The following is a 14,685-nucleotide window of genomic DNA, read 5'->3' on the forward strand; positions in this document are numbered from 1 at the left end:
AACCTTAGCTGTTTAGAGAATAAATATCGTTTCTATTCACACATTTCTTCAGTACTGAATGGCTGTTGTGAAAGTCCGGGACTAAGGTAGGGGATCCCGAGATTAAGCCCGCGAAGGATAAATATTATTGCAAGCATTGCTGCAAGGGCAGGTACGGCACGGTTGATTTTATTTCTGATCTTAAGCGAAAAATATTTTCCGAATATCGAAACTGCAAGCATAGCAGGAATTGTACCGAATCCAAAAAGGATCATAAACGAAGCCCCGGTAATTGCATCGCCCGAAGCAATTGAACCGGCTAATCCAACATAAACAAATCCGCAAGGAAGCAGTCCATTTAATAATCCAATCAAGAACATTGAGGAGAAAGATGCGTGCGAAAATAATTTTCCAATTGAATTTTTAATGGGTGATGATATTTTCCTAACGATTTCGCTTTGCGTGATCCTGGTTTTCAGACTTCGCGGAGTAAGTACAGTTATAAGTATTGCTGCGCCGAGACCAATTGATAAAAATTGTTGAAAGCCATAGATATAAAATCTGCTTCCAATAAAACCAAATACAGCGCCAAGGAAAGAATATGTAATTACCCGTCCAACGTTATATAAAACCCTTCCGGCAATAAAAGAAAGATTATTGGAAGTTGGAACGGGGAGGGCAAGAGCAATCGGTCCGCACATGCCGACACAATGGAAGCTTCCGAAAAAACCAATTGCAAGCGCCGAAAGTAATTCTACATTAAACATTATTAAATGGGTTACTGAATGATCAATGAGCTTTCAGAAAAGAATGAATCGTTATCAACACTCCATTCAACTTTGACTTTCCAAAATCCCTTGATAAGTTTTGCAGTTGATATTATCATCTGACCATTTTCATTTATTTGAACAGGCAGTTTACCATCGTACTTTGAATCGGACGGACGATAGAGAAAAACATTACCAATAATTTTCCCGGTGTTTATCGAATCGGGGAAAGTTAAAACAATTCCGGCATTTGATAATTGAATATCAACTTCCATTCTCAGTTCGTGCGTTCGGTTAAGTTTATCAATCTGCCTCTGATACTTCAATTCCTTTTCATAATAATTTTCCGTGACAAGATCAACTTTTTCGTTCATAAAAGTAAAAACTGAACCAAGTGTGATTATCATAAAAACAATAATCGTGATTAGAATTCCTGTTCCCCAGTTAAAATTAATCTTTTTCATCTTCATCAACTTTATGTTTAACAGGTCCGAGAAAAGAAGTATTGATCTCTGTTAGTAGTTTGTCATTCCCATAAACGGCTATTGTAATTGGGGTATTCATTTTCTCTAATTCGGATTTCGGCAGAACTATCATAAATTTTGCATCATCAATTTCCTGTGAACCTAAAACGATTTTATTCCCGATTAATTTTAATTCGCCGTCAATGCCTTTAAGTTTTAGATCAATTGAAGTTGGGTCAAAAGTTTTATTGACAATATTCAAATCATACAAATTGCTGATCTTATCATTCGGCTGTTCCTGGAAAAGAAGCCCCGGTGTACGCAAAACATTTATACTGAAGTTGGTGCGTGTCGCAAGCAGATAACCAATAACTGATAGCAGCACAACCAGCAAAATAGAATACCCGATCACTCTCGAAGTAAATTTTAACTTTGTACCCTTCTCAATTCCATTAAGAGAAGCGTAACGAATCAATCCTTTTGGGCGTTTAACTTTGGTCATAACGTCATCACAGGCATCAATACACGCTGTGCAATTAACACATTCCAATTGTACGCCGTTGCGAATATCAATGCCGGTGGGGCAAACATCCACGCAAAGATGGCAATCAACACAATCACCTTTTTTAGATTCTGCGTCAGTCTTTTTTATTTTACCCCTGGGTTCGCCACGTTTATAATCGTAAGCAACAACAATGGAATCCTGATCGAGAAGCACGCCTTGTAATCTTCCATAGGGGCAAACAACTGTGCAGGCTTGTTCACGGAAATAAGAAAATACAAAGTAGAATGCACCGGAAAAGAAAAGAATTGCAATAAATCCTTTAAGATTTGCTGAAGGGGGCTGCGATACTATGGAAAGCAGCTTATCCATTCCGATGACATAAGCGAGAAAAAATTGGCGATAACAAAAGAGATTGAATAAAAGATTAAGTGCTTTGTGAATTTCTTAAAAAATTTCTCTCCCGTCCAAGGTGAGGCTTTTAATTTAATCTGTTCACGAAAATCGCCTTCGATCCAATATTCAATTTTCCTGAACACCATTTCCATAAAAATAGTCTGTGGACAAACCCATCCGCAGAAAACTCTTCCAAAAACAGCAGTGAACAAAATGATAAATACAATTGTCGCAATCATCGCAAGCACGAAAATATGAAAATCGTGTGGACCGAAAGGCAGACCGAATAGGACAAAAGTTCTTTCGGGAAAATTAAAAAGAAGAAATTGCTGTCCGTTTATTTTAATAAATGGACTGCCAAATAAAAATGCCAGCAGGAAAATACTTACTAAAGTTCTTGCGTTATAAAATCTGCCGGAAGGTTTCTTAGGAAATATCCATTTTCGTTTGCCTTCTTTAGTAACCGTTGCAAGTCTGTTCCTGAATTCTTTATTTTCTTCCGAAGCTTGTAATATTTCAACTTCGGATTTTTCTTTTTCTAATTTTTGTTCCATAAAAAATCATATTCTAATTAAATTAACTTCCCGGCTGAACTGAAGTAGAATCAATTTGGGGTGAATAAAGATCACCTTGTGGTTCCTTTGGTGCAGCAGGCTTGGTTCCGTAAAGCGACATTATGTAGCTTCCCACCTCCTGCATCTGCACCGCACTCAACTGAGTCTGCCAGCTAATCATGCCTTTAGCAGGGACACCGTATTTGATGGTCTTGAATATGTTTTGGATTCCACCGCCATGTATCCAGTAATCATCAGTTAAATTAGGACCAACTAAACCACCCCCATCGGCAGCGTGGCAGGCGACACAAAAAGTTGCGAATGTTTGTTTGCCCGATGATAGTGAAGCAGCATCAGTTAATTCCGTAACTGTATTTTCAGTAATTAATGCACCACTGCGGATAAGTTCGGCTTTAATTTCATCTGCTTTTTTAACTTCAGCTTGATATTCTGCAGCCATTAGCGGGCTTGATTCGAAAACATGATAGTCTAATAAATAATAAACTGCAAAAGCAATCGTCAGATAAAACAGCCACAAATACCATGGCGGCACACTGTTATCGAGTTCTTTAATTCCGTCGAAATCATGATCAGCTAATAAAACTTCGCTTTCTTTTTCTACAGGTGTCGAGCGTGTGAGAATCTGTCTGATTTTACTCCAGGTAGAGATATATCCGGCAGGCTTGGGTTTTCCCTCCCCCATGCCAAATAAAAAGAAAGCAGCAATTATCATAAGTAAAATGCCGATTATAAATATCGCAACAAGCTGATAATAATTATCCGGTAAATCAGGATTATTAGTCTGAGCTTGTATCGGCGGTGTAATTAAGAATAAAAATAAATTAAAAAGGACTGTAAATAATTTTTTAAAGTTTGTCATTGTATCCACCATTAAAATTATTATTCTGAGGTTTAGTTGCTTCAAGAGGAAGTTCGCGCATTTTTTTCAAATAATTTTTATCAACTCTCATCGCCCAAATAGCTAATGCGACAAAGAATATAAAAAAGACCAGCAGGGAAATGATTGGGTAAATCCCCACTCCTTCGATTGAACTAAGATAATTTTCAAACATAATTACTTCTCCTCTACTTTACTGCCGATTGATTATTTGCTTTAATATCTTTGCCAAGCCTTTGCAGGTAAGCAATCAAAGCGATTATTTCTTTATCAGGTTCAGCAGGTGCGCCGGCATTTTGCAAGTCAGTGGCAATTTCTTCTGCCTGTTTAACTAAATCATCATTTGCAATATTTTCATATCCTTCCGGATAAGGAACACCAAGTGATCTCATTGCATTTATCTTTGCCGCAGTAGTGGTAGTGTTCAAAGTATTTTCGATCAGCCAGGGATAATTTGGCATAATGGATCCTGGAGACATTGAAGTGGGATTTTCCATGTGCAGGTAGTGCCACAAGTTCGGATACTTCCCTCCTTCGCGCTGCAAATCCGGTCCTGTACGTTTTGATCCCCACAAAAATGGATGATCGAAAACAAATTCACCGGCTTTTGAATATTCCCCATATCGCTCTGTTTCAGATCTGAATGGTCGAATCATTTGGGAGTGGCAGCTGTTGCATGCTTCTCTGATGTAAATATCACGCCCCTGCAGCTCAAGGGGGGTATAAGGATTTACACTTGCAATTGTTGGAATATTGGACTTGACAAGAAAAGTGGGAATAAATTCAACAAGTCCGCCAATTAGAATAACGACTAAAGCTGTTATAGTAAAATAAATTGGTTTTCCTTCAAGCCAGCGATGTCTTGTTCCTTTTTTGAAAGGATCATTGAATGGATGAAGAGCAGGAGCTTCGGCTTCTTCTTCAGCAAGAAACGATCCCTGCTTGATTGTTTTATAAACATTATATACTAATAAAACAACTCCTGTTAGGTAGAGAGTACCGCCGATAGCTCGTATAATATACATCGGAATAATCTGAAGTGTAGTTTCAAGAAAATTTGGATATTGAAGAACACCGAGATCAGTAAATTGTTTCCACATTAATGACTGGGCAATTCCTGACCAGTACATTGACGAAGCATAAAACACAATCCCAAGTACTCCAATCCAAAAATGGATGTTGGCAAGTTTCTTTGAATAAAGTTCAGTTCGCCAAAGTCTCGGGATCAACCAATACAATACTCCAAATGTTAAAAATCCATTCCAGCCTAAAGCTCCAATATGAACATGAGCAACAATGTAATCAGTATAATGTACAATGGCATTTACATTCTTAAGTGACATCATCGGACCTTCAAAGGTTGACATACCGTAAGCTGTGACCGCTACAACTAAGAATTTCAATATTGGATCTTGCCGAACCCTATCCCAAGCTCCTCTTAAAGTAAGCAGTCCGTTTATCATTCCCCCCCAGCTTGGGGCAATAAGCATTATTGAAAATACAGTGCCTAATGATTGTGCCCAATCAGGTAAAGCTGTGTATAGAAGGTGGTGGGGACCAGCCCAGATGTAGAGAAATATCAATGCCCAAAAATGAATAATGGATAACCTGTATGAATAGATTGGTCTATTGGCTGCTTTCGGCATAAAATAGTACATCAAACCCAAATAGGGAGTTGTTAAGAAAAATGCTACTGCGTTATGCCCGTACCACCACTGAACCAATGCATCTTGAACACCGGCATAAACCGGGTAGCTCTTTAAAAATGTTACCGGTAATTCAATTGAATTTGTAATATGGAGAACGGCTACTGTAACCCAGGTTGCAAGATAAAACCAAATTGCAACGTAGATATGACTTTCTCTCCTTTTAATTATAGTTCCAATCATATTTATACCAAAGACAACCCAGATTAAAGTGATAGCAATATCAATGGGCCATTCAAGCTCAGCATATTCTTTGCTTGTGGTAATTCCAAGAGGAAGTGTAATAGCTGCTGCAACTATGATTGACTGCCATCCCCAAAAATGTATCTTGCTTAGAAGTTTACTAAACATTGGTGCTTTACACAGCCGTGGCAGCGAGTAGTATATTCCCATAAAAATTGCATTGCCAACAAAAGCAAAAATGACTGCATTTGTATGGAGTGGTCTGATTCGACCGAAAGTCAAAAAAGGAATATTAAAATTAAGCGAGGGGGCAAATAGCTGCGAAGCGATCAGCAAACCCACAATCATTCCAATCACTCCCCAAAAGATCGATGCTAAAGCAAAGTTCTTTACTATTTTGTTGTCGTAATAGAACTTCTCTAACTCCATATTTTCTCCTTATTGAACTGAAAGAATATTTTTTATTAATTGATTTTATTGTCCGATTTATTTTTGTTTTTATCTTCAAAAAGCATTCTGATTGAGGGTGTATATGTGTCATCGTACTGTCCGCTTTTTACAGCCCACAAGAACAAAATCAAAAAACCTAATGCAACAAATACGCTTATTAAAATCAATACCGCTATGACCGAGATAATAAACCTCTCTTTCTTGCAATTAAATTTGTTGATAGAGTTGCAATTACTACAGCGGTAATTGAACTTAGCGGCATTAAAATCGCCGCAAGCAAAGGTGTTAGTAACCCCTGCAATGCAATGCTTAATCCAAAAAGATTGTAAGCAATTGATACAGCAAAATTAAACAAAATTATTTTAACGCTCGTTCGGCTAAACTGAATAAATTCAGATAATTTTATTAATTGACTGCCCGCAAGAATTGCATCGCAAGCGGGTGAGAAAGTATTTATATCCTCGGTTACAGCAATTCCAACGCTTGCCGCGCTTAATGCACCAGCATCATTTAATCCATCCCCCACCATTAAAACATTTCTATTTGATGAGCGTAATTTCTTAATAAATGCAAGTTTGTTTTGAGGTGAATGATTAAACATCAACTTGCTATCTGAAGCAAAATATTTTTTGAGATTTTCCCTTTCACTTTCATTATCTCCCGAAAGTAAAAACAAACTAAATTTTTTACCCAATTTTTTAAGAGTGTTTTCAATACCAGATCTGTATTGATTTTTTATTACAAAATATCCGAGCACTGCATCATTGATGGAGACATAAACTCTTGTGCTTTCTATTCCGGAAGAGTCATTTATCTGAGTTGTATCAACCTCAACAAATTTTTTAGAACCAGCTTTAACTATATTCCCGTAAATTTTCCCCGAGAGCCCGCTGCCAGTATGTTCCTCAAATTCTTGAACCTCCAAATGGCGCTCAGTATTTATTGAATCAAAAATTCTTTTGCTCAAAGGATGGGTTGAATTCCTAACCAAAGAGCGAACCATTTCTAACTGGAATTCATTCAATTGATTGCCAACAAACTTAACTTCAGATTTAGAAGTCTGTGTGATTGTTCCGGTTTTATCAAATACAATCGCATCAATTTTCGAAAGCTCTTCAACAACTTGAGCGTTCTTCAAATAAAAATTATTCCGCCCAAAAATTCTCATCGTATTGCCGAGAGTGAACGGTGTTGAAAGGGCAAGCGCACAGGGACATGCGACAATCAATACAGCAGTTAAAACATTCCAGCTTAATGCCGGGTCAATTGTGAACCAATAAGCAAATCCTGCAACTGCAATTATAAGTATCGCAATGGTAAAGTATTTGCTAATCATGTCTGATAGTGTTGCGAAATTGCTCTCAGAATTTTTAATAAAAGAGTCATTATTCCAAAGTTGAGTTAAATAACTCTGAGAAACTTCCCTGATAACTTCGAGTTCGATAGTGCCGCCAGCTTGTCTTCCACCAGCATAGATTAGTTCGCCCGAAACTTTTTTGATTGGTACAGATTCACCAGTAACGAAGCTGTAATCAATATTCCCCTCCCCATTAAAAAGTATAGCATCAGCAGGGATAATTTCATTCTTCCTGATGATTATCCGATTACCCACGCGAAGATTTGCAACTGGAATTGTTTTCTCTATGTTGTCGATTTTTATTGTCACTCCCAGTGGGAAGTATGATTTGTAACTTCTTTCAAAATTTAGTGAGTCATAAGTTTTCTGTTGAAATAATTTCCCGATTAAAAGGAAAAAAACTAACCCCGTAAGTGAGTCAAAATATCCTGCTCCATGAGTAATAAATATTTCATAAATGCTTCGAATAAATATCACTATAATTCCGACTGATATTGGGAAATCAATATTAATAACTTTTTTCTTTAAACTTCTATAAGCTGATAGAAAGTATTCTGTTGCTGAATAGAAAAAAACCGGTAGTGCTAATATTAAATTCAGGTAGGCAAAAATTTGACGATAGAAGAATTCCGATTTGTCAATTGATAAATATTCGGGAAAGCTAAGCAGCATAATATTCCCAAAACTGAAAGCTGCAACTCCAATTTTAAAATATAATTTATTACTTACAGAAGGTTTGTTGTACCCTTGCGTTGATTCTATATTCAACTGGGGCTCGTACCCAATTGAGGCTAATAGCGCAACTATATTTTTTAAACTGCTTTCATTATTAGCAAATCTTATGTTCAATTTCTTTTTTAGAAAATCAACCCTGGAATCTAATATAGCTGAGTTTATTTTAGACAAATTTTCCAGTAACCAGATACAGGAGCTGCAGTGCATCTGTGGAATACTGAATGTTACTGTGGTGATATTCTCATCCTTAAAATCAATTAATTTCGATTGAATTAAGGAATCATCAAGGTAGTCAAGTTTTCGCAGGTTTAGATCGGAAAGAGTTATCCCGGGAGATTTTTCCAAATCATAATAATTACAAAGTTTGTTTTGATCTAATAACTCATAAACCGTCTTACATCCATTGCAGCAAAAAGCTTTATCATCAATTAAGATTGAATCGTCAATGCAATGTTCTCCGCAGTGATAACAAATCAGTTCCTTTTGAATTTGTTCTGGTGCTGGCATTAAGTAAACATACTAAAAATGAGAGTTACAAAAGTTTAGCTTTGTTTTCACATAAATGAAAAATATTTGGTTAATAAATATAGCAGATTAAAAAATCCGATTTATAAAAATTTTCAAGAACACTAAAAATTTTCTGCCAATATAAAAAACGCTAAGTGATTCAATTCTCAGAAAATAGAACTTAGGTATAAAAAATCTTTGCGTGAAATTAAAAATCAGTTTTCAAAATCATTAAAACTACTGCGACCCAAGGAGATAGAGTTGCAACCGTACCCCATAAATCCCATTGTTTTGATAACTTAGAATATTCATCCCAACTAAATAGTTTTTCATTCGAACACAAAACTAAAATTTTCTTTTGCAAAGGAATTACTTTAGCCATAAAAACCACAGCAGATATGAAATACAAAATCAATGATAGAAATATCCAATCTGTTTCCAAAAAATTATAACCTGCATGTCCGGCAGCTCCAATTCCGAATACTAAAAGAAGTATAACGCCGGGCATAGTAAAATATTTATCAGCCTTTTGGATTGCTTCAAAAGTTTCAGCAATTCTTAATCTGTCCTTGCCCTGGTCAGCTCGCGATTTCCAAAAAGGAACAATTGTAATATTTCCTAAGAAAATAATTGAAGTAATAACGAGCACAAGTTTTAAAATCAGATACACCATAATTCTTCTATCTCCATTTAATAAAATAATAAACTTTAAAATAAAAAACCCCGCTTATAAAAACGGGGTTATAAAATAAATTTGGCAGCGACCTACTCTCCCGCACACCTGCGCATGTAGTACCATCGGCGTTCTGGGGCTTAACTTCTCTGTTCGGAATGGGAAGAGGTGTAACACCCAGGCTATAACCACCAAAATTTAAACTTGATTGCATTTAGCAAACTCAATAAAAAGAAAGCTGGTAGAGCGAGTCTAACAAAGCATAGATAGATCTGTATATAAAATAATTGATTAAGCCTCACGACTTATTAGTACTGCTCGGCTGAATTCCTTACGGAACTTGCACCTGCAGCCTATCAACCTCGTAATCTCCGAGGAGTCTTTAGTCCCGATAAATCGGGAGGGATACCTAATCTTGAAGCGTGCTTCGTGCTTAGATGCTTTCAGCGCTTATCACAACCGTATATAGCTACCCAGCGATGCCACTGGCGTGACAACTGGTGCACTAGAGATACGTTCACTTCGGTCCTCTCGTACTAGAAGCGACCCTTCTCAAGTATCCTTCGCCCGCATAGGATAGGGACCGAACTGTCTCACGACGTTCTGAACCCAGCTCACGTACCGCTTTAATTGGCGAACAGCCAAACCCTTGGGACCTTCTTCAGCCCCAGGATGCGATGAGCCGACATCGAGGTGCCAAACCTTACCGTCGATATGAACTCTTGGGTAAGATCAGCCTGTTATCCCCGGCGTACCTTTTATCCTTTGAGCGACGGCACTTCCATTCGCAGCCGTCGGATCACTAACTCCTGCTTTCGCACCTGCTCGACTTGTAAGTCTCGCAGTCAAGCTCCCTTTTGCGTTTACACTCGCCGCACGATTACCAACCGTGCTGAGGGAACCTTTGAGAGCCTCCGTTACATTTTAGGAGGCGACCGCCCCAGTCAAACTACCCGCCTAACACTGTTCCTGATCCTGATTCAAGGACCGAGGTTAGAATCCAAATAAAGCAAGGGTGGTATTTCACCGTTGGCTCCACCGAAACTAGCGTCCCGGCTTCAAAGCCTCCCACCTATGCTACACATACTTTACCCGAACCCAATGTTAGGGTGCAGTAAAGGTGCACGGGGTCTTTCCGTCCATATGCGGGTAACCGGCGTCTTCACCGGTACCACAATTTCACCGAGCCCGTGGTTGAGACAGTGCCCAAATCGTTACACCATTCGTGCAGGTCGGAACTTACCCGACAAGGAATTTCGCTACCTTAGGACCGTTATAGTTACGGCCGCCGTTTACTGGGGCTTCGATTCAATGCTTCTCTTGCGATAACATCTCCTCTTAACCTTCCAGCACCGGGCAGGTGTCAGTCCCTATACATCGTCTTGATTGACTTCGCAGAGACATGTGTTTTTGTTAAACAGTCGCTTGGGCCATTTTACTGTGGCCTTATTCAGCTTTGCTTGTACAGCATTACTTACTAAAGGCACCCCTTATCCCGAAGTTACGCAGTCAGTTTGCCGAGTTCCTTAACCACGGCTCACTCGAGCACCTTAGTATATTCAACTCATCTACCTGTGTCGGTTTGCGGTACGATCTGATATGCAACTCTTGTACGAAGATTTTCTCGGCAGTATGCTTACGACCAGTTTGTGTCCTAGGGACTCCCATTTGCGTCTCGGTCTTAAGAAGATACGGATTTGCCTGCATCTTCAACCTACGCGCTTAGACCACCTAATCCAACAGGCGGCTGGTCTTCACTTCTGCGTCACTCCTTACAATTCTTAGTCGCTACACACCAGGTACAGGAATATTAACCTGTTTTCCATCACCTACGCCTTTCAGCCTCGGCTTAGGGATCGACTAACCCTGAGATGACTAACATTGCTCAGGAAACCTTAGATTTTCGGTGTGCCGATTTTTCATCGGCATTATCGTTACTTATGCCAACATTTGCTTTTCTATTCGCTCCAGCATGGCTCGCACCACACCTTCAATGCAGATAGAATGTTCCTCTACCCCCCGCAAAGCGGGGTCATAACTTCGGCAAGTAGTTTAAGTCCCGTACATTGTCGACGCCGAGTCGCTAGACTAGTGAGCTATTACGCACTCTTTAAATGAATGGCTGCTTCTAAGCCAACATCCTAGTTGTCTAAGCAACTCAACATCCTTTCTCTGTTAACTACTATTTAGGGGCCTTAGTTGATGATCTGGGTTGTTTCCCTTTTGGCAATGAAGCTTATCCCCCACTGCCTGACTCCCGAGAAACATGTAAACGGAATTCGGAGTTTGTCTGGGTTTGGTACCGTTGTGACGGCCCTAGCCCAATCAGTGCTCTACCTCCGCTACACTATAACTCGAGGCTAGCCCTAAAGCTATTTCGAGGAATACGAGCTATTTCCGAGTTTGGTTGGCCTTTCGCTCCTACCCTTACCTCATCCAAGCGGTTTTCAACCCACATTAGTTCGGACCTCCACCCCGTTTTACCGGGGCTTCATCCTGGACAAGGGTAGATCACACGGTTTCGCGTCTACCGCACGTTACTTAGTCGCCCGATTAGGACTTGCTTTCGCTTCGGCTCCGTTTCTTAAAAACTTAACCTGGCAACGTACGAGTAACTCGTTGGCTCATTATCCAGAAGGCACGCTGTCATCCCGATAAATCGGGACTCCAACTGCTTGTAAGCATACGGTTTCAGGTACTATTTCACTCTCCGGCTAGGAGTGCTTTTCACCTTTCCCTCACGGTACTTATTCGCTATCGGTTACGAGAGAGTATTTAGTCTTAGGAGATGGTTCTCCCGGATTCCCACAAAATTCCACTTACTTCGTGGTACTTGGGAACACTTTTCAAAGAGTTGTACTATTTTTGCTTACAGGACTATCACCTTCTATGGTTAAACTTTCCAAAATATTCAGCTAATAATACAATTTGTAACTCTTCGGCTTATTAGTAATTCAGCCTAAAAATGCCCCGCGACACCGCTAACACAACGGTTACTTCCTTTAACATGTTAGACGGTTTAGACCGATTCCTTTTCGCTCGCCACTACTAGGGAAATCGCTATTGCTTTATTTTCCACCAGGTACTTAGATGTTTCAGTTCCCTGGGTTGTCTTCACACAACCTATGAATTCAGTTGCGGATGTCCCGACATTACTCGAGACGGGTTATCCCATTCGGAGATCCACGGGTCTTAGGCTATTTCCGCCTGTCCGTGGCATATCGCAGGTAGTCGCGTCCTTCATAGACTTCTCGTACCAAGGCATCCACCGTATGCCCTTAGTAACTTAATCAAAATTTTTATACACAGATAAATTTGTGCTTTTTGTTATTAGACTCAGTAAAACATTTGGATAATCCATTTGTTTTTACTCTACCATACTTTCAAAGAACATTGTTCAAATAAAGAGAACAAAAACTTGTTGTGGAGCTAATCGGGATCGAACCGATAACCTCCGCCTTGCAAGGGCGGCGCTCTCCCAATTGAGCTATAGCCCCAAAATTAAAATGATTTTGGGGATTGACCATATTAGAGCAGTTTCACCCGAAGTGGGCCTGAGTAGAGTTGAACTACTGACCTCACGCTTATCAGGCGTGCGCTCTAACCATCTGAGCTACAGGCCCAGGTTCTAAAAGAGAACTAAAAGCCATAATAGGCTCGGGAAAAAAAGAAGAGTGAGTGTGTTGCAGTCAGAAAACAGTTCTGATTACTCTTAGAAAGGAGGTGATCCAGCCGCACCTTCCGGTACGGCTACCTTGTTACGACTTAGCCCCAGTCACCGGTTTTACCTTAAACAGTTCCCCCCTTGCGGTTAGGATACTGGCTTTGGGTACTCCCGGCTTCCATGGCTTGACGGGCGGTGTGTACAAGGCCCGGGAACGTATTCACCGCGGCGTGCTGATCCGCGATTACTAGCAATTCCAACTTCATGGAGTCGAGTTGCAGACTCCAATCCGAACTGGGGATGCCTTTAGTGGATTGGCTCCACCTTGCGGTTTCGCTACCCATTGTAACATCCATTGTAGCACGTGTGTAGCCCTAGGCGTAAGGGCCATGCGGACTTGACGTCATCCCCACCTTCCTCACTACTTGCGTAGGCAGTCCTATTAGAGTGCTCAGCATTACCTGATGGCAACTAATAGTAAGGGTTGCGCTCGTTGCGGGACTTAACCCAACACCTCACGGCACGAGCTGACGACAGCCATGCAGCACCTGTACAAGTGCCATTGCTGGAGGGGTACTTTCATACCCTGTCACTTGCGTTTCAAGCCTAGGTAAGGTTCTTCGCGTTGCATCGAATTAAACCACATGCTCCACTGCTTGTGCGGGCCCCCGTCAATTCCTTTGAGTTTCAACCTTGCGATCGTACTCCCCAGGTGGAATACTTAATGCGTTAGCTGCGGCACTGATCCCAATGGGACCAACACCTAGTATTCATAGTTTACAGCGTGGACTACCAGGGTATCTAATCCTGTTTGCTACCCACGCTTTCGCGCCTGAGCGTCAGTATCGGACCAAGAGACCGCCTTCGCTACTGGTGTTCTTCCAGATATCTACGTATTTCACCACTACACCTGGAATTCCGTCTCTCTCTTCCGAACTCAAGATTAACAGTATCAAAGGCAGTTCTACAGTTGAGCTGTAGGATTTCACCTCTGACTTATTAACCCGCCTGCGCGCCCTTTACACCCAGTGAATCCGGACAACGCTTGCCCCCTACGTATTACCGCGGCTGCTGGCACGTAGTTAGCCGGGGCTTTCTCTGAGGGTACAGTCAAATTCAGATCCTTACGAAGCTGAATATTTCGTCCCCTCTAACAGGAGTTTACAACCTTACGGCATTCATCCTCCACGCGGCGTTGCTGGGTCACCCTTGCGGGCATTGCCCAATATTCCTCACTGCTGCCTCCCGTAGGAGTCTGGACCGTGTCTCAGTTCCAGTGTGGCTGATCATCCTCTCAGACCAGCTACTGATCGTAGCCTTGGTAAGCCGTTACCTTACCAACTAGCTAATCAGACGCAAGCTCATCTATAGGCGTTACATTGCTGCAACTTTAACAACATCATCATGCGATGCCGCTGCATCATATAGTATTAGCCCCGATTTCTCGGAGTTATTCTATACCTAAAGGTAGATTGCTTACGTGTTACGCACCCGTGCGCCACTTTACTAAAGATATTGCTACCTTATTCTCGTAGACTTGCATGTGTTAAGCACGCCGCCAGCGTTCGTCCTGAGCCAGGATCAAACTCTCCGTTGTAGAGTTTAATTTTATGTAATCTTGGCTTTTGTTCGCTTATTGAAACCGTTTAACTGACTGGTTAAACGCACTCACTCTTTCAAAGAACATTTAATAAAAATTGGGTTACAAATGTAGGATATTACTTACTGAAAGTCAATAAGTAATTAATTTTTATCATACATCAATGATTCAAATTTTTAAGAACTATTATAAAATAGACTTACAAAAATAGACTTTTGAATATTAAAGTCAAGTAGTTTTAAAATAAATC

The 14,685-nt window shown here is 40.4% G+C and carries 8 protein-coding genes, 2 tRNA genes, 3 rRNA genes and 1 pseudogene; all 14 read right to left on the reverse strand.

Annotated features, from left to right (window positions below; genetic code table 11):
* Nucleotides 1–32: 32 nt before the first annotated feature.
* The gene (locus IPH11_06070) at nt 33–746 is read right to left on the reverse strand and encodes a sulfite exporter TauE/SafE family protein (GenBank protein MBK6913237.1); all 714 of its coding nucleotides are present in this window, start codon (nt 744–746) and stop codon (nt 33–35) included.
* Between the two features lie 11 nt (nt 747–757).
* Nucleotides 758–1,210, reverse strand: coding sequence for a FixH family protein (locus IPH11_06075; GenBank protein MBK6913238.1), 453 nt, complete (start codon nt 1,208–1,210; stop codon nt 758–760).
* A pseudogene (gene ccoG, locus IPH11_06080) lies at nt 1,197–2,662 on the reverse strand (cytochrome c oxidase accessory protein CcoG). Before ccoG ends, IPH11_06075 begins: the two are co-directional and overlap by 14 nt.
* Nucleotides 2,663–2,684: 22 nt before the next feature.
* On the reverse strand, nt 2,685–3,554 hold the full coding sequence (locus tag IPH11_06085; GenBank protein MBK6913239.1) for a c-type cytochrome: 870 nt from the start codon (nt 3,552–3,554) through the stop codon (nt 2,685–2,687).
* The gene (locus IPH11_06090) at nt 3,529–3,735 is read right to left on the reverse strand and encodes a cbb3-type cytochrome c oxidase subunit 3 (GenBank protein MBK6913240.1); all 207 of its coding nucleotides are present in this window, start codon (nt 3,733–3,735) and stop codon (nt 3,529–3,531) included. The genes IPH11_06085 and IPH11_06090 overlap by 26 nt, the downstream gene beginning before the upstream one ends.
* A gap of 13 nt (nt 3,736–3,748) precedes the next feature.
* A complete protein-coding gene (gene ccoN / locus IPH11_06095; GenBank protein MBK6913241.1) occupies nt 3,749–5,878 on the reverse strand; it encodes a cytochrome-c oxidase, cbb3-type subunit I in 2,130 nt (709 codons plus the stop codon).
* Between the two features lie 35 nt (nt 5,879–5,913).
* Nucleotides 5,914–6,084 (reverse strand): cbb3-type cytochrome oxidase assembly protein CcoS, encoded by a 171-nt coding sequence (gene ccoS, locus IPH11_06100; GenBank protein MBK6913242.1) that lies wholly within the window; start codon nt 6,082–6,084, stop codon nt 5,914–5,916.
* Entirely contained in the window at nt 6,072–8,498 is a 2,427-nt protein-coding gene (locus IPH11_06105) for a heavy metal translocating P-type ATPase metal-binding domain-containing protein (protein ID MBK6913243.1), read from the reverse strand. Before IPH11_06105 ends, ccoS begins: the two co-directional genes overlap by 13 nt.
* Before the next feature lie 208 nt (nt 8,499–8,706).
* Nucleotides 8,707–9,171, reverse strand: a complete 465-nt coding sequence (locus IPH11_06110) for a DUF2269 family protein (GenBank protein MBK6913244.1) — start codon at nt 9,169–9,171, stop codon at nt 8,707–8,709.
* Between the two features lie 79 nt (nt 9,172–9,250).
* A 5S ribosomal RNA gene (rrf, locus tag IPH11_06115) occupies nt 9,251–9,367 on the reverse strand.
* Nucleotides 9,368–9,458: 91 nt separating this feature from the next.
* Nucleotides 9,459–12,463 (reverse strand): 23S ribosomal RNA (locus tag IPH11_06120).
* A gap of 132 nt (nt 12,464–12,595) precedes the next feature.
* Nucleotides 12,596–12,668, reverse strand: a tRNA-Ala gene (locus IPH11_06125).
* 52 nt (nt 12,669–12,720) lie between these two features.
* Nucleotides 12,721–12,794 (reverse strand) — tRNA-Ile (locus IPH11_06130).
* 93 nt (nt 12,795–12,887) lie between these two features.
* Nucleotides 12,888–14,432 (reverse strand): 16S ribosomal RNA (locus IPH11_06135).
* Together the 16S, 23S and 5S rRNA genes with 2 tRNA genes alongside form the textbook arrangement of a ribosomal RNA operon.
* Nucleotides 14,433–14,685 lie beyond the last annotated feature (253 nt).

The organism is Ignavibacteriales bacterium (assembly GCA_016709155.1).
GTDB lineage: Bacteria > Bacteroidota > Ignavibacteria > Ignavibacteriales > Ignavibacteriaceae > JADJEI01.

Coding starts and splice junctions, on each gene's coding strand:
- IPH11_06070 (MBK6913237.1), bottom strand. CDS start 746: ATGTTTAATGTAGAATTACTTTCGGCGCTTGCAATTGGTTTTTTCGGA.
- IPH11_06075 (MBK6913238.1), bottom strand. CDS start 1,210: ATGAAAAAGATTAATTTTAACTGGGGAACAGGAATTCTAATCACGATT.
- IPH11_06085 (MBK6913239.1), bottom strand. CDS start 3,554: ATGGTGGATACAATGACAAACTTTAAAAAATTATTTACAGTCCTTTTT.
- IPH11_06090 (MBK6913240.1), bottom strand. CDS start 3,735: ATGTTTGAAAATTATCTTAGTTCAATCGAAGGAGTGGGGATTTACCCA.
- ccoN (MBK6913241.1), bottom strand. CDS start 5,878: ATGGAGTTAGAGAAGTTCTATTACGACAACAAAATAGTAAAGAACTTT.
- IPH11_06105 (MBK6913243.1), bottom strand. CDS start 8,498: ATGCCAGCACCAGAACAAATTCAAAAGGAACTGATTTGTTATCACTGC.
- IPH11_06110 (MBK6913244.1), bottom strand. CDS start 9,171: ATGGTGTATCTGATTTTAAAACTTGTGCTCGTTATTACTTCAATTATT.